This is a genomic window from Alicyclobacillus sp. ALC3, assembly GCF_028751195.1.
Lineage (GTDB): Bacteria > Bacillota > Bacilli > Alicyclobacillales > Alicyclobacillaceae > Alicyclobacillus_L.
Map to the genome: position 1 here is coordinate 1,059,231 of NZ_CP066784.1, position 19,377 is coordinate 1,078,607.

At 52.4% G+C, this 19,377-nt stretch carries 18 protein-coding genes and 1 pseudogene; 7 read left to right on the plus strand and 12 right to left on the minus strand.

The annotated features are described in order from the left end of the window. Positions 1-94: 94 nt before the first annotated feature. Positions 95-1,525: a hypothetical protein gene (locus JC200_RS05085; RefSeq protein ID WP_274435087.1), complete on the plus strand. Its 1,431-nt coding sequence runs from the start codon at positions 95-97 to the stop codon at positions 1,523-1,525. A gap of 34 nt (positions 1,526-1,559) precedes the next feature. Further along, positions 1,560-2,891, plus strand: coding sequence for a beta-aspartyl-peptidase (gene iadA / locus JC200_RS05090; protein ID WP_274435088.1), 1,332 nt, complete (start codon positions 1,560-1,562; stop codon positions 2,889-2,891). Positions 2,892-2,894: 3 nt separating this feature from the next. Here iadA and JC200_RS05095 read toward each other — a convergent pair whose 3' ends face one another. Continuing rightward, the gene (locus tag JC200_RS05095) at positions 2,895-3,860 is read right to left on the minus strand and encodes a 2-hydroxyacid dehydrogenase (RefSeq protein WP_274435089.1); all 966 of its coding nucleotides are present in this window, start codon (positions 3,858-3,860) and stop codon (positions 2,895-2,897) included. Positions 3,861-3,903: 43 nt separating this feature from the next. Here JC200_RS05095 and rnz point away from each other — a divergent pair, with 43 nt between their 5' ends. Then, positions 3,904-4,854, plus strand: a complete 951-nt coding sequence (gene rnz / locus JC200_RS05100) for a ribonuclease Z (RefSeq protein WP_274435091.1) — start codon at positions 3,904-3,906, stop codon at positions 4,852-4,854. A 326-nt stretch (positions 4,855-5,180) separates the two neighbouring features. Here the strand turns inward: rnz and JC200_RS05110 are convergent, their stop codons facing one another. Then, complete coding sequence (locus JC200_RS05110) at positions 5,181-6,395, minus strand: hypothetical protein (protein WP_274435094.1); 1,215 nt, start codon at positions 6,393-6,395, stop codon at positions 5,181-5,183. Positions 6,396-6,623: 228 nt separating this feature from the next. On the opposite strand from JC200_RS05110, the gene JC200_RS05115 reads away from it, so the two are divergent. Together JC200_RS05115 and JC200_RS05120 are read left to right on the plus strand one after the other, a co-directional pair. Next, the gene (locus JC200_RS05115; RefSeq protein ID WP_274435095.1) at positions 6,624-7,277 is read left to right on the plus strand and encodes an SGNH/GDSL hydrolase family protein; all 654 of its coding nucleotides are present in this window, start codon (positions 6,624-6,626) and stop codon (positions 7,275-7,277) included. Beyond that, positions 7,261-7,659 (plus strand): annotated as a pseudogene (locus JC200_RS05120) (sigma-70 family RNA polymerase sigma factor); the annotation flags it as partial. The gene JC200_RS05115 and the pseudogene JC200_RS05120, both read left to right, overlap by 17 nt. Before the next feature lie 74 nt (positions 7,660-7,733). Here JC200_RS05120 and JC200_RS05125 read toward each other — a convergent pair. Then, a complete protein-coding gene (locus JC200_RS05125) occupies positions 7,734-8,621 on the minus strand; it encodes an NAD-dependent epimerase/dehydratase family protein (protein ID WP_274435096.1) in 888 nt (295 codons plus the stop codon). A gap of 89 nt (positions 8,622-8,710) precedes the next feature. Then, positions 8,711-9,541, minus strand: coding sequence for an isocitrate lyase/PEP mutase family protein (locus JC200_RS05130; protein ID WP_274435097.1), 831 nt, complete (start codon positions 9,539-9,541; stop codon positions 8,711-8,713). 119 nt (positions 9,542-9,660) lie between these two features. Between JC200_RS05130 and pdxR the strand changes: the two genes are divergently transcribed. Further along, positions 9,661-11,064: a MocR-like pyridoxine biosynthesis transcription factor PdxR gene (gene pdxR / locus JC200_RS05135; protein WP_274435098.1), complete on the plus strand. Its 1,404-nt coding sequence runs from the start codon at positions 9,661-9,663 to the stop codon at positions 11,062-11,064. A gap of 100 nt (positions 11,065-11,164) precedes the next feature. On the opposite strand, the gene JC200_RS05140 is transcribed toward pdxR, so the two are convergent. From JC200_RS05140 to JC200_RS05175, 8 genes are all read right to left on the minus strand, one after another. Beyond that, entirely contained in the window at positions 11,165-11,971 is an 807-nt protein-coding gene (locus JC200_RS05140; protein ID WP_274435099.1) for an ABC-2 transporter permease, read from the minus strand. Position 11,972: 1 nt separating this feature from the next. Continuing rightward, on the minus strand, positions 11,973-12,857 hold the full coding sequence (locus JC200_RS05145; protein WP_274435100.1) for an ABC transporter ATP-binding protein: 885 nt from the start codon (positions 12,855-12,857) through the stop codon (positions 11,973-11,975). After that, positions 12,854-13,492: a TetR/AcrR family transcriptional regulator gene (locus tag JC200_RS05150; protein WP_274435101.1), complete on the minus strand. Its 639-nt coding sequence runs from the start codon at positions 13,490-13,492 to the stop codon at positions 12,854-12,856. Before JC200_RS05150 ends, JC200_RS05145 begins: the two co-directional genes overlap by 4 nt. Before the next feature lie 313 nt (positions 13,493-13,805). Beyond that, positions 13,806-14,507 carry an ABC transporter ATP-binding protein gene (locus JC200_RS05155; protein ID WP_274435102.1) on the minus strand — a complete coding sequence of 234 codons (702 nt, stop codon included), beginning with the start codon at positions 14,505-14,507 and terminating at the stop codon, positions 13,806-13,808. A 19-nt stretch (positions 14,508-14,526) separates the two neighbouring features. Further along, entirely contained in the window at positions 14,527-14,904 is a 378-nt protein-coding gene (locus JC200_RS05160; protein ID WP_274435103.1) for a GntR family transcriptional regulator, read from the minus strand. Positions 14,905-14,906: 2 nt separating this feature from the next. Continuing rightward, entirely contained in the window at positions 14,907-15,785 is an 879-nt protein-coding gene (locus JC200_RS05165; protein WP_274435105.1) for a hypothetical protein, read from the minus strand. A gap of 535 nt (positions 15,786-16,320) precedes the next feature. After that, the gene (locus tag JC200_RS05170; protein ID WP_274435106.1) at positions 16,321-16,974 is read right to left on the minus strand and encodes an MBL fold metallo-hydrolase; all 654 of its coding nucleotides are present in this window, start codon (positions 16,972-16,974) and stop codon (positions 16,321-16,323) included. 43 nt (positions 16,975-17,017) lie between these two features. Then, positions 17,018-18,409: an MFS transporter gene (locus JC200_RS05175; RefSeq protein ID WP_274435107.1), complete on the minus strand. Its 1,392-nt coding sequence runs from the start codon at positions 18,407-18,409 to the stop codon at positions 17,018-17,020. A gap of 228 nt (positions 18,410-18,637) precedes the next feature. Here JC200_RS05175 and JC200_RS05180 point away from each other — a divergent pair, with 228 nt between their 5' ends. Further along, positions 18,638-19,303, plus strand: coding sequence for a TetR/AcrR family transcriptional regulator (locus tag JC200_RS05180; RefSeq protein WP_274436471.1), 666 nt, complete (start codon positions 18,638-18,640; stop codon positions 19,301-19,303). Positions 19,304-19,377: the final 74 nt, after the last annotated feature.

The window sequence follows — 19,377 nt, forward strand, 5'->3', positions numbered from 1 at the left end:
GCGAAAACAATTTCCAATTGGCAGGAAATATCCGTTATAATAGACTCTGTACTAGAGGTCATGGAATCGTTCGATGGTCAAAGGGGGTACTGACTTGCCGCGTAGGCTTCTTTCTCACAACCTGTCATGGCGGCGCGTCGTCCGCACTGCGGGCCCTCCCGTTGGCACACTTCTGCTGTCCCTTGCTATTCTCTCCACGGCTCTGTGGATAAGGAATCGTGAACAGGCCGTGAATATCAACGTGTCTTCGGTCGCACCCATTGGACTGTCTGGAAAGCAAGTCACCCGCGGCAGAAACAAGACCACAACTGCTCCCGAGCACGTCCAAACCAGTTCAGGCACTACTACAGGAGGTCAACATCCACTGAGTAGCAACGCGGCCCTGAAGAATCACGGGAGCTCGTCGACAGGACAAGGACATGCTGTCGGCACAAGTGCTAAGCCAGGGTCTTCCGCACACCAGAGCGCCGACGTCGGCTTCACGCCGGTCAGCGGCGGTGTGGTCACAACCCTGACGAACGCAGCGCCGCCATCTCCGACAGATGTGTCTGCAGTTGTTAGCCAGTTGGGCATACACCCAACGACGACGTGGACGACAAGCACGGTCACGGGCCCTGGAGGGTCAACTCTCACCATCCCTTCGAACCTGTCGCCGACTTCGTTACTCGTGCTGCCGCTAGCCAAAGGTGTCCTCTGGTTGCAAGTTCAGCCGACTCAGATTGGACCCACTGGCACACTCGGGCCAGCAACATCCGACACCACGCTCTGGTATACACCCTACCCCATCTCCGGGTCACAGATGCTCACCGCAGGCGCGCAGCAACTCGGCGTGGTTCCAGCCGCTTCAACAAATCCTGCGGCACTGCAAAGTGTGGCTCCGAGCAGCGACATGCTTTCAGTCGCAGCCCCGCCGTCTTTCTGGTACACGCCAGTCGGCGCAAGTAGTCCCTCTGCAACTACCCGCACAAAGACGGCAGGAAATTCAGCAGGGAACTCGGCGAGTACATCGGCAGCAACACAAGCAACCAACTCAACGGGATCAACATCAGGTGCGAAAGGAGTGACGCAAGGCACTGCCTCGGCGTCTACAACGAACTCCGCGTCCAGTTCCACTGCACTGGTGTACTTTTACCCAGCTGGTTTATACCAGACCTCGCAGGGCGCAGTCATCGCCCTTGAAGCTGTGTCGAGCACCGCGCCAAATATGACTTCCACCTGGCTGTACACGTGGAACGAGGCAACAACCCAGTTGACACCCGTCACCTCTTTGTGGAACGGCAACGGAACGTATTCCTGGTATGCAGTCGGCACCAACGTACTGTATTTTGGCATGCGCTCCGTCATCCCCCCGTCAGCCACACGTTACAGCGGGCACCAGTACCTGTACGACACCACGAAACTAACGCTCACCCCGATTCGCATCGGGACCTGGACAAGTGACGCCTACGCCAACGGAAATCAGTTGGTGTTTGAGGAACGAAACTCTACCACATGGGCATCTTTTACTCCGAGTGGGCAACCCTAGTCTGGGTGAACCCCTATGAAACGGAGGAGACTTGTTGCCAGCACTCACTTTGATCCGACACGCTAATCTGTTCGCGCCAAAACCCCTCGGTGTCAAAGACATCCTCATCGGGGCCGGGTCAATCCTCGCGATCGAGGATAGCATTGATTTACATGGAGCCATCCCAGACATCGAAGTAATGGATGCACAAGGGTTATACTGCTTCCCCGGTTTGATCGACCAGCACGTCCATATGGCTGGCGGCGGCGGTGAAGGCGGCTTTCACTACCGAACGCCAGAAATTTCGCTTAGCCACATCACAACCGCAGGTGTCACAACCTTGGTCGGCGTGCTTGGCACCGATGGGGTTACGCGCTCAACCAGCGAGCTCTTGGCGAAGGCCCGCGGTTTAGACTTCGAAGGGGTTACTACGTATATCTACTGTGGGGCCTATCAGGTGCCCACCCGAACGCTCACTGGCACACCGAGATCAGACCTAATTCACATCGACAAAGTGATTGGCGTCGGTGAAATCGCCATCTCGGACACGCGGTCAAGTCACCCGAGCGAAAAGGAACTGGCAGAACTCGCTAGCGAAGCTCGCGTCGGTGGACTGTTAGGGGGCAAAGCCGGAGTGTTGCACTTGCACGTCGGTGATGACGACAGCAAACTCGACCCGCTGTTTCAGGTGTTGAAGAAGACGGAGTTGCCAAAATCCGTTTTTACGCCAACGCACGTGAACCGCAACCCGGACTTGCTCGAAGATGCCCTGCGCTATGGCCTCGAAGGCGGATTCGTCGACGTGACCTCCGGAATTCGGCCCGACAAGCACGACCACGTCTCGGTCAAACCCTCGAAGGCCATCCGCAAACTGCTTGATGCCGGCGTCCACCCATCCCGCATTACGATGAGCTCGGACAGCAATGGAAGTTCGCCAATTTTTGATGACAAAGGGAAACTCGTGGCAATGGGCATCGGATCAATCGCGACGCTGTGGGAGGAAACACGCGACGCAATCGTTGAGGAGGACATTCCGGTCGAGGTTGCCGTCGGGATTGTCACACGAAACGTTGCGCGAGTTCTCAAACTTGGACACAAAGGACACATCCATGCGGGACTCGACGCGGACCTGCTGTTCACAGATGAGCAGTATCGAATTACCCACGTCTTCGCCAAAGGTCGGCAGCTCGTACAAGCTGCCAAACCGATCGTCTTTGGCACGTTTGAAAACGCAGACCGGGTGCCTGGCGCCCCAGACAGCAAGGAGTCGTCCGGGATGCCCGACACCAAACGCGGACGTCCAATGATTTCGCCTGATGAGGATGACCCGGACGATTTCCCCGATCCCGATGAACGGCAGCGCAAGAGTCGGCGTCCGTGTTGCTAAGCATCAGACGACTCGATACCTGGGTGAACGCCCGAGCAACGCCTCAGTCAGGTTGTCTGCCGCCTGCCGGGCCATCGCCATGCGTGTGTCGACCGTGGCACTCCCAATGTGCGGCAGCGCGACCACGTTTGGCAGAGACAAAAGTGGGTTATCGGCACTGACAGGCTCACGTTCAAACACGTCGAGACCCGCACCCCAAATTGCCCGGTCCCGTAACGCCTGATAGAGTGCCTGTTCGTCAACAACCGACCCCCGGGCCGTGTTCACCAGGACTGCGCTCGGTTTCATCCATTGCAGTTCCCGTTCGCCAATCAGGTGGTGCGTTTGTGGCGTGTAGGGGGTCAGGATACAGACGAAGTCGGATTCCGCGAGCAACTCGGGCAGGGTGGTATACACGGCTGACAGTGTCGCCTCCGCCTCTTCATGCCGCTGCCTACTCGTATAGAGGATTCGCATGCCGAACCCCTGCGCGCGCCGGGCGACTGCGCTGCCGATGCGGCCAAGACCAACAAGGCCAAGTGTCTTGTGATGTACGTCTTGCCCGGCCAGCAGAAACGGAGCCCAACTGTGCCAGGCGCCCTGTCTGATAAAGTCCGCGGATTCGACGACTTTGCGAGCGGCTGCCAACAGGAGAGCAAAGGTTAAATCTGCGGTTGTCTCTGTCAGAACATCCGGCGTGTTGCAGACGATGACGCCGCGTGCCCGAGCAGCTTGAAGGTCGATGTTGTCGTAGCCGACAGCCATGTTCGAGACCACCTTGAGCGACGGCGCGCTTGCAAGCAGTTGTGCATCAATGACTTCAGTTAACATCGACAGCACACCATCTGCGGTAGCGACCTCTTCGAGCAGGCGCTCGCGCGGAACCGGCCGATCGGCTTCAGGGTAGAGCCGACAGTCAAATAGTTCACGCAACGGTAAAAGCACCTCATCCGGCAATTTGCGGGTCACAAACACTCGCTGTTTCGTCAATTGGTTCCACCCCGTTTGCAGCTGATGGTCAAGGAGGTAGCACATGGATCTGTGGTTCTTGGGTACAGGAGCAGGTCAGCCAAGCAGAGACAGAAATGTGGCCTCCATCGCGTTAACCTGGTTTCAGGAGCGTGGCGCGTTCTGGCTGTTTGACTGCGGCGAAGCCACCCAGCATCAAATCCAGCGCAGCCCACTTTCCCTCGCTAAGCTTGAAAAAATTTTTCTCACCCATTTACACGGGGACCACCTGTTTGGTCTGCCTGGCATCCTTGGCAGCCGGTCTTTCAGTGGGACTACCCTGCCACTGCAGGTGTTCGGGCCAAAGGGACTGATGGCATACATCGACGCTACGCTCGGCGCGAGCCTAACGCACTTGACCTACCCGCTCGAGGTCGTGGAGATTGCACCAGGTCGAGTGTTCAAAGACGCAATGTGCACTGTGACGTGTCAAAAACTTGACCACACAATTGAATCTTTCGGGTATCGCATCGTCGAAGCAGCCACGCCAGGGGCCCTCGACGCGGACGCGCTCCGTCAAGCAGGATTACCGCCCGGACCGCTCTACGGGCAATTGAAGCGCGGGGAGTCTGTGCGACTTGCTGACGGCACCGTAGTGCAACCTGCCAATTTCATCGGTCCGGCGCAGCGGGGGCGCATTGTCGCGATTCTCGGCGACACGCGGCCTACGCCGGCTGCCATCCCGCTCGCGCAAAACGCTGACGTCCTTGTCCACGAAGCGACCTTTGCGGCAGAGGAGGCCGAGCTTGCTCCCAGCTACGGTCACTCGACTGCCAGCGATGCTGCGAGAGTCGCACAGACGGCAAACGCCCACCTGCTCGTGTTGACCCATATCAGCGCACGTTACTCAGGACAGGCGTCTGGCCAATTACTCGCAGAAGCGCAGGACATCTTTCCAGCAACTCGACTCGCATATGACCTCCTGCAGGTGAATGTCCCCAAGCGACCCGCCGGGGACGAACCACGGCGCGTTTGATAAACGGGATCACTATCTATTCGCGCCCCTGCCTGGCCTGCTCAATCTTGGCTGCGATGTCGGGGCGTGGCACCCAGCAGGTAAACCGGTAACTACTCTTCGTTGTATAGCCGAGCCTGCTGCACATCAAGGTATGCCCTGCGTTCCCGCGAACCACCCGAAAGTGCTGACACGTTGCACAGCAGTGATAGTTTTTCGACATACGCCCACCTCGCCTTAGCCATTCACCCGTAGTGTAGCACACCGCAACTTGGTCATCGGGCGTAAAAAAGCGGCAGCTCGCAGGTCTGCGAGTTGCCGCTTGCGTCCATCTCAGCCACGGCCGTTCAGGGACTGCAGTCGACGCCGCTGTCCCGGAACTGAACCGTGTTATACTTTGCCCCCCAGCCGGTCACCGTTTGTACGTCCGTGGTTGCTGGGCAGGACGCGTAGTAGGCGTCGTAGCCTTCAATGTTCCCACCTGTCACCTGCGGTGTATTGCCCTGGATTGGAGAAACCGCAATGAACGCCGGGAGGTTGATGGCCTTCAGGTCGTACGTCGCGTACTGACTTTGGTTCGCGTAAAAACCAGGTTGCAGGTTCGAGTTGACCTGCCTCAGACCGTCTGCCCAACCCGTAATCCAGTCCGACCACTCTTTCGCGGTGGACGCAGGTGTGTTGTATCCCTCAGGGTCGACAATCACGGCGTTTGGCAACACCTTTCCACCGTAGCCCATCAACGTCTTGCCCGCGTACTGCCCGGCTTTGTACCCTCCCTCGTAAAACGAGTCGCTTCCAGTCGGCCAACTGACAGTCCAGAACGAGAGCCAAAATACGTTGTAGCTCCCTGGACTAAGCACCCCCGAGATGAGTTTATCGATTTGCGAAGACAGTTCTTGCGTGTAGGGCGCCGCAGGAGTTCCGAGTGCACCGGTCGCTGCAACGCCCTTCCACCCCATTTGGATCGCGTTTCTCACCTCATTGCTCGAAGAAAAGGAAGCATAGACACCGACGCCCCCCTGTGATTGCGGAGCGCTGCGTGAAGGCGTGCCACTTGAAGTCGGCACCGGGATCACGTTGGCCGCTGCGCCACCGCTCACGGAAAGGTCGGAACTCGCATTTGACACGCACACTTTCCGCGGTGTCTCTTGTTTTGGCAAAGTGGTCCACTGGGCCGGGAACACCCCGTGCACCGCGTAATAGGCCATCATAACTGCGAGCTTCAAGCTGTCGATTGCAGTGGTCCCCGCTGCGTTGACAAAGTAATCAGCTTGCAGCGTATCAATTCCACGGCCGCTCGGGTGTACGGCAAAGGGTGTCGAGCCTGCCGCCTGACCACTCGGGTTCGACCAACCACACTCGTTGTAGTACAGCGCATAGAGCGCTGCGCCGCCAACAGCGATCACGAGGTCATTTCCACCCTGAACTCTCGTCCAGGCCTCAGAAAACGACCCAAGAACGTTAGACTGTGGCACGCCTGCTGCGTTCGCCGCCGCTACGCATTTGACGTAGTCGAGGGGCACTGCAGCGTATAGATACACATTGGACGACGTCACTGGCATGTTTGTTCACCTCTTTCGTTGTTGCAGGCTATGCGAACCGCGTCGCATCTTTGCCGGACAAACACAGAATTGGGCCCACCGTCGCTGTGAAAGAGGGACACTCCCCTACCCACTCTGGCGGCGCTGTGCATTCACTACAGGTGTGTCTAATCGGCTGGCATACACAGACTCCAAAGTTCAAGCGTCTGCACGTATAGATGCGGGCGTAACGCAAACGAGGTGACGACAATGCTGTACACGGCACTCGGCGATTCCATTACAGCGGGCGAACTGGCCACGTCGCCTGCGCGTGCATATCCAAGTCTAGTCACACAAAATCTCCAGCAACATCGCCGTGGCTGGTTTGGAGAGGTACTGGCGGAACCTGGCTGGACAAGTCAAACACTGAATGCCGCGGTTTGGGAAAACGGCCCCTTACCGCTACGAAAGTCTAATGTCATCACCATTTGGGTCGGAGGCGACAACTTAGCTGACGCAGCACTCGCCATGCTGAATGGAGCGCGGCCGGCGATTCTGAAACGTTCGCTTGCAGGGTATACCCGAAGTTTACGGGCTCTGATAGTGGGCATTCGACGAGTGAGCCGTGCGGGGGTCGTAGTCTGCACACAGTACAATCCATTTCCAAACACGCCCCTCGCCGCTCAGGGTATTGCCGCATTGAACGAGGCCACACGCGCCGTAGCAGCTTCAACCAACGCTGCAGTTGCTCCGGTTGACGTGTGGTTTGCGGGGCAACAAGCGAGACTGATCGCTGGCTACCGAACAGGCAGAGTGCAGGACGTATTTCGGGCAGTGCCCGTGCCGATTCACCCAAACAACCGCGGGCACCGAGTCATCGCAGACGGACTTACGCCTATCGTGGCAAATGCATACACACCTTGAGCCCAACTCTCATACAGTACGACATCCCGCATTCTGCACGGAGGTGAACCGCTTGCTGTCTTTGGCGCTCGCCGTGACATCTTTGGTGCGCAACTTTACCCTGGTGACAGGGTATGTAAACCAGTCGTTTCCTCAGCCGCTCAACAAGGAACAGGAACGAGAGTGTTTCGAACGTTGGCAGAACGGCGACCGCGAAGCATACCACACGCTAATCGAACACAACCTCCGCCTGGTTGCGCACGTAGCCAAAAAGTTTGATTCGAGCGGGATCGACCACGACGACTTGATCTCCATCGGCAGTGTCGGTCTCATTAAGGCCGTGGAAACCTATCAGCCCACAAAGGGCACCAAATTCGCTACCTACGCAGCCCGTTGCATTCAGAACGAGATCCTACTGTCAAAGGGAACTGAGAAATATCCATCTTTTATGATTCATCCACAATTCCATCGCATTGCCTACGAGTCGGGAGTACCGAATCCCCCATCAATGGAACGGACGCTGGTCGGCAGCCCCGTCCTCCACGTTGGATACATCGGCTGCCAACCAAGTTCCCTTCTAGCCTTTTCATTTGACGCTCCCCGTTCCCACGGCTCATGTTCCGTTTGAGCAACAGGCAACGGGGCACCTAACGCGTGAGCATATACAGGCAACCAGTCCATTCCGGACGCTGGTTCATCATCCACAATGTTCACAGTACAAGTTGGCCAGTCCAAGGCAAGGAATGCCGCGTTCGCGGCGTCTTCAACATGTATAAACGAAGTGACGCCTGCGGTCGCGGCAACCCTCTGCTGACGAACCTGTGCAGCCATGAAACCATCCCCGGCATACCAGGTCCCGGGTCCATAGAACAATCCATAACGCAGGATAACATGCTGAGGGACCTTTGACACAGCCTGTTCCAAAGCGACAATTCCCTCCAAAAGACTCCTCCGAGGGGCAGGCGCGACGATGTCCAGTGGCACTTCTTCGGACGCAGGACCAGCCCCTGCTTCATACGCCCAAGCGACGCTTTGCCCAATCATTCTGTCAACACCACTTTGAAGGGACGCATCAACCAAATTCCGTGTGCCGTTCACTCTTATCCTAGTGTTTTGAACAAAGTCACGGTCCGCGAGTGAAGTGAGTTGGTGAATGACCACCTCCGGTTTGATATCTTCCAGGAGTGACCTGATGCCCTCTCGATCAAGAGCATCACCTGTGACTGCATGAGCGCCTAAACCTTCAATGATTGCTTTTCGTTCTGCCGTCCGTGTCATTCCAGTGACTTCGTGATTGGCATGGACCAGTTTGGGGATCAACAAGCGCCCGACCACACCCGTTGCACCTGCGACAAAAATCCTCATTTGTGTTCCTCCTACGTGCGCATTCACATTCTGGGTCTCGTCACCGCCACTGGGAAAAGCCAGTTTGGGCATAAAGGCCGAGCAACATCCTACAAAAAATGACCGTTCAATTCTTGATATGACATTTCGGATAGCAAGGAGTGATCATAGGTTCCAGCGGTGAACAACTCAGTTGCAACCTTTTTCACCGCCCCCATCGCAACCTTGAGTGCAGCGGGACCCATGCTGATTCTGGAAACGCCGATTGCTTGCAATTGTTGCACAGAAGGCATTCCACTTCCGGCCATAAAATTCACCGGGCCATGGATTTCGCGCACCAGTTTGTGCATGATATCAACATCTTTCACGCCAAACACAAAAATACAGTCAGCACCTGCCTGTCGGTACAGAGCCGCTCGATGAAGCGTGTCCTCAAGCAATTCATCGGTCACTTTCTCGCTATGCTTGAAGGTATCGATTCTGGCATTGATGAACAGGGCAAGATTGCGCGCTTCGCTCACTTCGCGTATTGCAGCAATCCTCTGCACCTGAAACTCCTCTGGGAACAGGGCCTCATCTGCCAGTCCAACCGAATCTTCAATATTGATTCCAACAATGCCGGTGTCTACCAGTCTGTCAACGTAATCCGCCGCTCTCTCCGGTGTCAGTCCGTAACCCGACTCGATGTCTGCAGACACGGGGACATGAACACTTTTGACGATTCTTCCAAGCGCCGAGACGAGCATATCAAAAGGCAAGTAGCCACCATCCGGATATCCAAGTGCCATTGCCATGCCCGCACTCGTTGTTCCGATGGCCGGAAATCCAGCACTTTCAAAAATGCGCGCCGTGATGGCATCCCATGCATTCGGCAATACCAGGGGCTTCGAAAAATAGTGTAAATCTCGAAATGACCGTGCCTTCGACGCTTGTTCATTCACGGGTGTGACCCCCATTCCCTCACGGATGTGTTCAAGCACCTTGACGAAATCATAAATCCACACTGACTATGAAAAAAGGTTCAGATTACGCTAAAATTATAAGGTCAGGAGGGATTTCTTTGTTTGATCTCGCTTTTCATGTCAACAACGAAACAAAACTCCCGTATTACCGACAACTTTATTGGTTTATCCGCACGGAGATTGAAGCGGGACGCATTGCAGTTGGTACCAAGCTTCCTTCGGTTCGAGAACTCGCAACTTCCCTGCAAATAAGTAAAACTACCGTGGAATCTGCATATCAACAACTTGTAGCAGAAGGGTATATAACGAGCACGTCGCGGACCGGTTTCTTTTCGTTGCCTCCTGAAGAGACATTTGTGAGACCTTCACGAACACAGACACTTACGGCGCACTCAGGAGCAGATGAAACCGCTACTTGCGAGATCGACTTTCATCCGGCCCACACGGATACCTCTCAGTTTCCAAAGACTACATGGAGGAAGCTATTTAATGAAGTTTTAAACAACATGGACGATGAGACACTGCAGTTCGGGAACCCCCTTGGAGAATGGGGGTTGCGCCAACAGATCGCACAGTATCTGCAGCAGTCTCGAGGCGTCCGGTGTACGTCCGACCAAATTGTGATTGGTAATGGTTTACACTCCTCCATTCAACTGCTCTGGCAGCTGCTGAATAATGACAGGACAATGCTGGCGATGGAAGACCCGGGGTACACAAAAGTGAGGTCATGGTTTCATCGACTCTCAGTGCCTGTTATACCGATTGAAGTCGAAGATGATGGACTCAGTGTGAAGGGGTTGCAAGAGTCACAGGCGAATTTGGCCTATGTGACCCCTTCTCACCAATTTCCCAACGGAATGGTCATGTCATATACGAAACGCAAACAACTACTGCAGTGGGCCTCTGTTCGGAATCGCTTTATCCTCGAGGATGATTACGACGGTGAATTTCGTTATACAGAAAAGCCAATCCCTTCCTTGCAGGGACTGGACATGAATGACACAGTTGTATACATTGGGACATTTTCAAAATCGTTGTCATCGGCATTACGTATGAACTACATGGTGTTGCCGATACAACTGCTAAACCGTTTGATGGACTTGCGCCTTCCGCTCGAACCCGCTGTATCGCGCATCCTACAAGCGGTCATGGAACGCTTCATGGAGTCGGGTCATTGGGAAACGCACCTACGCCGCATGCGGAGAGTGTATCGAAAAAAGCATGAGGTGCTGATTGAGTCGCTTCGGGCTGAGTTCGGGAGTTCAATCGTTCTCAAAGGTTATGGGGCTGGCCTACATGTATCAGTGACCCTCGTGGACCATCCACGGAAGGAGGTCGAACTCATTGAGAGTGCAGAGTCTGTCGGCGTTGGAGTATACAATTTCCCACAATCAAGAGAGCACACCGATTCATATTCACCCACTCTGTACCTTGGATTTGGCGGGCTAACTCCCGAGCAAATTCGCGATGGCGTACACCGATTAAGGAGAGTTTGGTTGTAAGATTGAAATGATGTCAGTCAGCGGTACAATCCAACTGGATGAGACTCAATTCGATGTTGAGCTCATGTAAGATTGTCATTGCATGCTTGTTCCCTCATCTCTAGAGGGGCAATTGTCGTCTACGAAAACCTGCGATTGCAATCCCAAATAGGACCACACTAGCAGCAGCAAGTGAAACAGAATCAGCAACGAAGTGCCCCTGTCCACGGATGAGATTTTGCGGATCGAAGACGTTGAAGAGAGTTAAATGGTTCATCCAGTCAAACTTGGTAGTCAGGTCACCCACCGTGTGCAAACCATAAAAAACAATGGTCAACAGAGCCGATAGACCCAGTGCGGTGCGTTCATCGCGAACTAGGCATGAGAACAGAAAGCAGTAGCCGGATACAACGGCAAACAGTAGTACTCCAACGATGTTCATCTGCACGAAATGCGTGTCATTCATTCCCGAATGATGGACCAACCAATGAACGCCGAGCAGGGCTCCTACTGTGCTAACCACCCCAATGGCAAGGACTCCACTGGTCAGCACAGCCGCCTGGGTGGTCGCAATTTTTGTGCGGGATACAGGAGAAGCCAATAAATACGCCATCGACCCCGTGTCGACCAAATGCGCAACCAGTTTCGTTGCAACAAAAACAGTATAAACGCTCATAATAATCAAATAGAGGAGACTGTAGAATTCGCCCCCGAGAAAGTCGCCGATATGTGTAACGCCAACTGTATAGCCGAGCACCTTCATCAATCCCTGGGGCATTTGTCGTAAAAGGTTGTTGAGCGCTTGTGACCCGGCGAACGATGGATAGATCCAAATGAATAACCACAGATAAAATAGCATGCCGAACGCATAGCTTGAAATCGTCTTCGCATTCGATTTTAACTCATTGAAATATAAGGCCCAATTCATCTCAAAGCGCCTCCCCTGTTCCATAAAAGTGCATGAAGACTTCTTCCAAGTTGAGTTGGTGAATGTCTAATGTGCGAATATTACACTGGGCCAACACTTGAATGAGTTCGTTATAATTACCTGTCACTTCAATATCGACTTCGTTCTGTCGTCGCTCTATGATTTGTAGCCCGGCATTAACCAGTGTTGCCTCGTCATTTGCGTCCCCAATGCCGACGGTGAGGACTTTGCGTTGCACTTGACGCAAAGTCTTGACGTCTTCCACGGCAATTAGTTTTCCGTCTTTGAGAATGCCAACTCGGTCGCACACGCGTTCTACCTCTGGAAACATGTGCGACGACATGAGAATAGTGACACCCCGCCCCTTTTCCTCTTTGATGAGTTCCAAAAAGCGCTGTTGCATCAGGGGGTCCAGACCGGATGTCGGCTCGTCTAAGACGAGCACGTGCGGTCTATGCATGAATGCTGCGACAATCCCTACCTTCTGTTTCATTCCTTTGGACATCTTACGGATGGGTGTCTTGACGTCCAAGTCGAAACGGTCGACCAGTTCATTTCGCCTTCGTGAATCATGCAGCTTTCTCATGCCAGCAAGCAAGTTGAGGAACTCAAGTCCGCTCATATTATCGAGAAAAGCAATCTCACCAGGAAGGTAGCCAAGCTGCTCCTGCACGCTCGCTGCCTGGGTCCAGCAATCCATATCGTTAATGCGCGCAGTACCCGAATCCGGACGCAAAAAACCCATCAGATGCCTTATAGTCGTTGACTTCCCGGCTCCGTTAGGACCCAGGTAGCCAAAAACTTCGCCGCCTGACACGGTTAGAGAGAGGTCAAAGATACCGCGTCCATTCGAGAACTCTTTCGTTAAGTTCTGAAGCACAATCATGATTCTGACGCCCCCTTATACATCCCAAACCTTAAGATATCTAGGTACACGTTTAATTCATCAATCATTGGCTGGAACGAGTGCTCTAGACGTTCATCAACCACATCCGGAATAGACGCCATGTATTTCTCCTGCAACCCGAAGCCAACCCACGTAATAAAATTCATCACGTGCTCCCACGTGAGCCCCGGACGGAGTTGGACTTGATGCAACACCTTCTTCAAGTCATCCGCAAATTGTTGCACAAGTGAGAACTGACTTGCCACGACCTTGGCGTATACAGGATGCTTTGGTTCCTTCAAAACCCGCACCAATAGTTGATACGTCAGCGGATGGTGATGTATAAATTGCATCTTGTGGAGCGTTGTTCTCCGTATAAAATCAAACAGACTATCCGCCGATACCCGTGGAATGCTCTCAAAATAATCCCCCATGCACACATCGCAAACGTAAATGAACAGCGCTTCTTTATCGCTGAAATATTTGAACAATACCCCTTTGGAAATGTCAGCCCGCTCTACAATGCGGTTGGTGGAAGCTAAATCGAAACCGTACTCGGCAAACTCGGACAGGCTGGCTTGAATGATTTGCTCCTGCTTCTCCTTTGATAAATTCCAAAACTGTGATGCTGGCATGTAGTCACCCCGATTCATGCACTTCGTTGCAGACCAATACTCCGAGCAGTAATCACATTCAAAACATCCGTGACCACGTGGTCACGACATGATAATAGTTCACAGCGGATCACGTGTCAAGGATACCTAGATAGTTTACATTCCTTCTCCGACATGCGCCGCCCTAACCTAAGAGCTTTCACAAAAATGGATTGTTTAACTCACGATACTCCCCGCCAACCGGTCGTGGAGACCCTAGGATGGCTTGCCGTGGGGACAACGGTTTCCCCCAGTAAGCTCGGACAGGTCGTACCTCCCGCCATGCATGCCGATATCAAACCAGAACCTGCTTCATCCATTCCACGATGCTTCCTCCAAAGGTTTCGCGGATGTGATCCGTATAGTCCATTGCACTCACCTCACCATGATTGAGCAGAACAGCCATATCCAATAGTGGTTCGACTTCGTCCACCTCGTGAGTCGACAAGACTACAGTTTGATTCTCTAGGTCGATGAACGAAATAAGTCCCTTCAAGATGGACTGTCGTACCAATGGGTCGAGTCCCGATAGCGGTTCGTCCATGACAATCAGCGGCACTTGACGGGATACAGCCAGGACAATTTTCAGACGACCGAGGTTCCCCTTGGAGAGGGTTCTAACGCGTTGATTGCCATCCAGTTGCATAAATGTAAGCATCTCTGTTGCCTTGGCAACGTTAAAGTCTGCATAGATACCAGCATAATAGTTAACCATCTGACGAACGGTATAAAAGCCGTATACTGCACCCGTGTCCGAAAGGTAGGATACCTGTCTCGCCATCATCCGATTGATCCGTTTGTTCTGAAACAGGACTTGACCGTCATTCGGATGTAGGAGTCCTGTCATCAGTTTGAGTGTTGTGGTTTTCCCACTGCCATTCGGACCAATGAGTCCAATGACCATTCCTGTGGGCAAATCAAAGGACAGGTGCCGCACAGCCTCCTTCAGTTGATATCGTTTCGAGACGTTTTGGAAGGAAACAATCGTGTTTTCCATGGCAACCTCCAGTGGAGAGTTATTGTTCGAACAAGTCCAAGGTTTGACGGTCTTGCAGGACACGTAAAACTTCTTCCAACGTAAATCCCATCTCCCGGATATTGCTGAGAAATGCGGTCACATGACTCGCCATCAGTTCGTCTCGAAGCTCTCGAAGACGACCTTCGTCACTAGTCACAAAGGTCCCCTGCCCTCTCCGTGTCTCAGCTACAGTAATTCTCTCCAATTCGGTGTATACCCGCTGAATTGTATTGGGATTAACACCCACCTTAACCGCCATGTCACGCATAGACGGCAACTTTTCTCCAGGAGAGAGCTCACCGCGTACAATTTGCCTGCAGAGTCTCTGGACCAACTGGAGGTAGATGGGCTGTGACGAGGTGAATTCCCCCACCATTATTACACCTCCATATAGCGTTCGATTAGGAGTCCAGCGATGAAGAACAGGAGGACAACCAAGATGGCATTGAACACGAAATAGCCGGATACAATCGCTGCCGACGTGTGCCCCGGAAAGAGCGCACGAACATCGGATGGAAACAGGTTCAAGACAGGAAAACTTCCCCATCCAAACAGTTGTTTATAGAGAGTCGTGTTCTTCAGCGCACCAAGTCCCCAGATAGCACCCAGCACGACTCCAAATCCAACTATCCAGCTGAACTTCTTTAGTTGATTTCGAACGGCGTACACTGACATATATATCAATGTGACCCACACAGATACATACAATCCGTAACACAGAAGCAACAACATTACATAAAATTCAATCCGTGGGAGCTGAGCCACCAAAATCGAGATATGTCGCGGGGACAGGTTCACCAGAGTTATTCCATTCTGCGTATTCAACGTGACTCCGTTACCGCTTCCATGAGTCTGACTCTGATTGTGCAACGGTGGCAAGGCATGAGCAATGTTAACGGAGTGGAACAGTGCGAGCGCCAGCGAGTAACAAACTACAAAATACATGAGTGCGCCTATGAGACTGCTGATGAGTTTAGAACCAAGCATTGCCCAGCCCGACGTAGGGGTATGCAACCACAGAGGCGCGGTTCCTTTGATTTCTTTGTTTATCCCACGAGCCATTTGTGCCGGGAGCGCCACAAGAGGCGTGAACATCAGGATAACCCCCACTGTGAGCGGAGCCCATGCATGTAAGATGCCCAAGGAACTACCTGTGAGAACTCCTGCAGTTGCAATCACGGCGACTCCCAGGAAACCAAACCACTGGTTCTTCAAAATCCAAATATCCTTCTTAAGAACGGTAACCCATACCGACATGCGACTTCACCCCTTGTATTAGTGCACTAATCGAATAGTGCACTAATACACAATGAGGTGTCAAGCGATGAATTTTCAACAAGAACGGTATCATCTCGTATCCTACAAAGTCACTATTTCAATCGTCTCCCCTTGTTCGAAAACCCTGACTTCCTTGATGACCGTCCGCAGTAAGTCCCGTCCCGCTTCCGCACCTAAGTCTTGCACTTCTACACTCGACAGCGAGTCCCAAATTGTCGTCAACCTAGAACGCCGGTACTCAGCTTCTTCGCGCACATCTTTTCCAGTTATTTGTCAAGCCGCCGCGTTAGGTCTAGCTTCCTTTGATTCAAACCTCGTCTTTCGTTCTGCTCACCCTTTAGTTTTTCGCATATGTCCTGTTCATCAATGTCGGGGTCACTGAGGAAGTTCAATAAACGGCGACCCACGACTTCTAGACGCTCAGCTCTGTCAGACATACCTGGTAAATACGCGCCTTTTCATACCTAACGTGGCCGCCTAGATACCACATCACCGCTCAAAACCAATCTTTCGACTACTGATACTGCATAGTAACAACACCTGAATAGTGGGACAAACTTGATTGGTTAATGTCTAAGATGCTCACTTCTGTCGTTGTTCGTTGACCCGTCGCTTCAATGAAACTATCTACTTTATCGAATAGTAACATCCCAGGAAGCGACAGTGCCTTCGTCCGGTAATGCATGGGAATCGTAACAGAAGGTTTTAGTTGTTGAACCACTTTGGCGCCGTCCTGTCCGTTTAAGGTCATTCTGCCTCCGACCGGGATCATGAGAATGTCAACGTTGTCGATGTCGTGTACCTGCTCCGCCGTTAATAAATGACCTAAATCTCCACAATGGCAGATTGTCAAACCATCCACGGCAAAGCGAAAGACAATGTTCTCTCCCCTCTTCTTCCCGTGTACATTGTCGTGGTAGGTCTTGAACCCCTTAACGGATACACCGTCCCGCTGATACTCTTTTGGTTCATTAACCAGCAGATAGTCTCCCGTAGCCACCCGAATTTTATTGTGATCGCCGTGATCATGCGTTACTGCCACGATCTCCGTTTGGATTGGCTTCGGCATCCGATATCGGATCATTCGATCAAATGGGTCAATTAGAATGCGCACCCCTGCTTCTGAAGTCAATAAAAATGAAGATTGACCAAACCACTTGATTTGCATGTCATCACCCTATCCATGTTTTCGGTGGCGTTTGGTGCGCAGTTCACGACGCGGCAGTTGCTGATTCTTTCCTAACTGTCTTAAGGCGACGGTCAGCAATGGTCATGATTAGCGCGATGGCACTTATCGTGGTCATAACGATAGCAATATGATGGAGACCGCCATCCGACACTCTTGTGTGAAAGACAATGCCAATTAGTGCAGAGGAAGCAATCGAACCAATGTACCCGAAGGTACGGAGTAACCCTGAAGCTGTCCCGATCTGGTCCGAAGTAACCTGTAGGTACAAAGCGGTCTGATTGGCACTGGCCATCGTACCCATTGTGACCCCGAACACTGCGGTAATGAGCAAGATCCAGATAATTGAGGTGCTCGTGGTGAGAAAAAGCACCCCAAATGAGGCAATGATGGACGAGCCAGCGCAAACAATGAGTGGTCCGCGCACTAAGTTTCTCTTCGAAACTGGAGCTACAATTAAAGCCGAAATCATGCTCATGGGCAGAATCAGAAGACCGGCTTCAAGTGATGAGGTTCCACGTGCAGCACCGATCCATTCGGTGACGCCATACAGCACGGTGTAGATGCACAACGTAATTAGTGAAAATCGAGTGTAGGTACGGGCTAACGCTAAGTTAGCGGCAAGCATACGTACATCGATGAAAGGATGGTCTGTTCGCAGTTCCCACCAAATGAGTAGAGCGCCGAGTACAACAGCAAGACCAATGGCAACCCAGTCAGGATGGGGAAATGAGAACAGGAATACCATCAGTGCGTTGATGGTTGCAGCGAATCCCACGATGCCCGTGATATCAATGCGAGATAAAATCCCACGAACTGTCCGGGAACCCGTGATAGCCCCGTCTCTGGGAATCCAAAGAGTAGCCATGACAAAGGCGACGATGGCAAAGGGGATATTCACCAGAAATATGGTTCGCCATCCCCATGCATCCACGAGCACGCCGCCAATAGGGAGTCCCACTGCTGCCGTGATGACCCCAGCAATCTGAAGTGCACCAAGCACGTTTCCTGGCGGTTTCGACATTCCGACCGATTCCGCACGTCTACGAATGAGAAGCATGGCAGATGGATAGGCGGTGGAAGTCCCAATGCCAATTAGAATTCGTGATACGATCAACATAGTCAAGTCACGTCCGAAACCGCCGAGAAGCCCCCCTAAAAACACCATGACAATACCTGTTAGAAAAACCCTACGAGGACCAAACTCCGTGGAAAGCTTTCCGGCAGTGGGTTGAGCGATTGAACTTGCTAGATAGAGAGCGGTTACTAGTATTGTGGTTTGAGCAACTGAAACACGCATAAATGCCGAGATTGGCACTAATGCGGTGGCTAGCATTGAGCTATTGATTGGGTTCAGCGTTGACCCCATATACATGGGTGCGACGAATCGCCATGAGAATGGGTTCTCACTCGCCATGCTTTACTTCACTCCTGTTGTCTGCAACTGATGTGGGGACTACTCATCACCTACCCAATCCCCGACATCAAGACATGGTCTTCTTCAAGATGCAATACGGCACGGTTTGCCTATCGATTGACTGGGAATGCGGATGAACTCAGGTTGTTGTACCTACCTCAATACTCGGCTATATTAAATGGAGATATCTCCTTTTAATATAAGTGGAGATTTCTCCGTTTGTCAAGCGTGAACGATTTCGCGCAAGGTGCGGAAAGGACAATACAAATGAACGAAAGGGATAGAAGCCATACCCGTATAGAACGTCGTGATGCAATTGAGAATCGACAGCGTATATTGCACGCGGCACTTCGATTATTCGATCAACATGGTGTGGAAAAAGTGAGCATGAATCAAATCGCCGCAGAAGCTCAGGTCGGTCCCGGAACCCTGTATCGGCGGTACGGCGACAAAAGTGAGCTATGTTTGGACTTAATCAAGGACAACGTTGATTTGCTTTTTGAGGACATTGCGTCGTACTTGAAACGAAACAATGATGAACCCCCTAGTCGACGATTGGAGGAGGTTATCCGCTTTTTTATTCGTTTCCGTGAGAGTAAGGCACAGTTGCTCGCGGGTGTCGAAGATTCCGCCATGCCATTAACAAAGCGGCATAGCTTGCGGACGCAAAGTCCGATATATAACGAATTGCATCAACTGTTCGTACAATTGTTTAGTGAAATGTCCGTCGCCGACCCGAACCACCCAGACAGTGTCTTTAGAGCCGATATGTTGCTAACGGCTTTAAACCGGGAATCCTATACATTTCTGCGAGAAGTGCGAGGTTTTACCCCAGAAGCTGTACTAGAGCAAATCTGTTTAACGTTTATTAAGTCCGCCGAACCCTTTGATTGATCCAAGCGAATGATTACTCCTCGCTCTCAACAGTCATAAATCAAAACGGCACGATTGTGCGTCAGCCTAGCGTG

Excerpts from the sequence above, each read along its gene's own strand:
- rnz (WP_274435091.1), top strand. The coding sequence starts at position 3,904 with ATGGATCTGTGGTTCTTGGGTACAGGAGCAGGTCAGCCAAGCAGAGAC.
- JC200_RS05110 (WP_274435094.1), bottom strand. The coding sequence starts at position 6,395 with ATGCCAGTGACGTCGTCCAATGTGTATCTATACGCTGCAGTGCCCCTC.
- JC200_RS05115 (WP_274435095.1), top strand. The coding sequence starts at position 6,624 with ATGCTGTACACGGCACTCGGCGATTCCATTACAGCGGGCGAACTGGCC.
- JC200_RS05125 (WP_274435096.1), bottom strand. The coding sequence starts at position 8,621 with ATGAGGATTTTTGTCGCAGGTGCAACGGGTGTGGTCGGGCGCTTGTTG.
- JC200_RS05140 (WP_274435099.1), bottom strand. The coding sequence starts at position 11,971 with ATGAATTGGGCCTTATATTTCAATGAGTTAAAATCGAATGCGAAGACG.
- JC200_RS05145 (WP_274435100.1), bottom strand. The coding sequence starts at position 12,857 with ATGATTGTGCTTCAGAACTTAACGAAAGAGTTCTCGAATGGACGCGGT.
- JC200_RS05150 (WP_274435101.1), bottom strand. The coding sequence starts at position 13,492 with ATGCCAGCATCACAGTTTTGGAATTTATCAAAGGAGAAGCAGGAGCAA.
- JC200_RS05155 (WP_274435102.1), bottom strand. The coding sequence starts at position 14,507 with ATGGAAAACACGATTGTTTCCTTCCAAAACGTCTCGAAACGATATCAA.
- JC200_RS05160 (WP_274435103.1), bottom strand. The coding sequence starts at position 14,904 with ATGGTGGGGGAATTCACCTCGTCACAGCCCATCTACCTCCAGTTGGTC.
- JC200_RS05165 (WP_274435105.1), bottom strand. The coding sequence starts at position 15,785 with ATGTCGGTATGGGTTACCGTTCTTAAGAAGGATATTTGGATTTTGAAG.
- JC200_RS05170 (WP_274435106.1), bottom strand. The coding sequence starts at position 16,974 with ATGCAAATCAAGTGGTTTGGTCAATCTTCATTTTTATTGACTTCAGAA.
- JC200_RS05175 (WP_274435107.1), bottom strand. The coding sequence starts at position 18,409 with ATGGCGAGTGAGAACCCATTCTCATGGCGATTCGTCGCACCCATGTAT.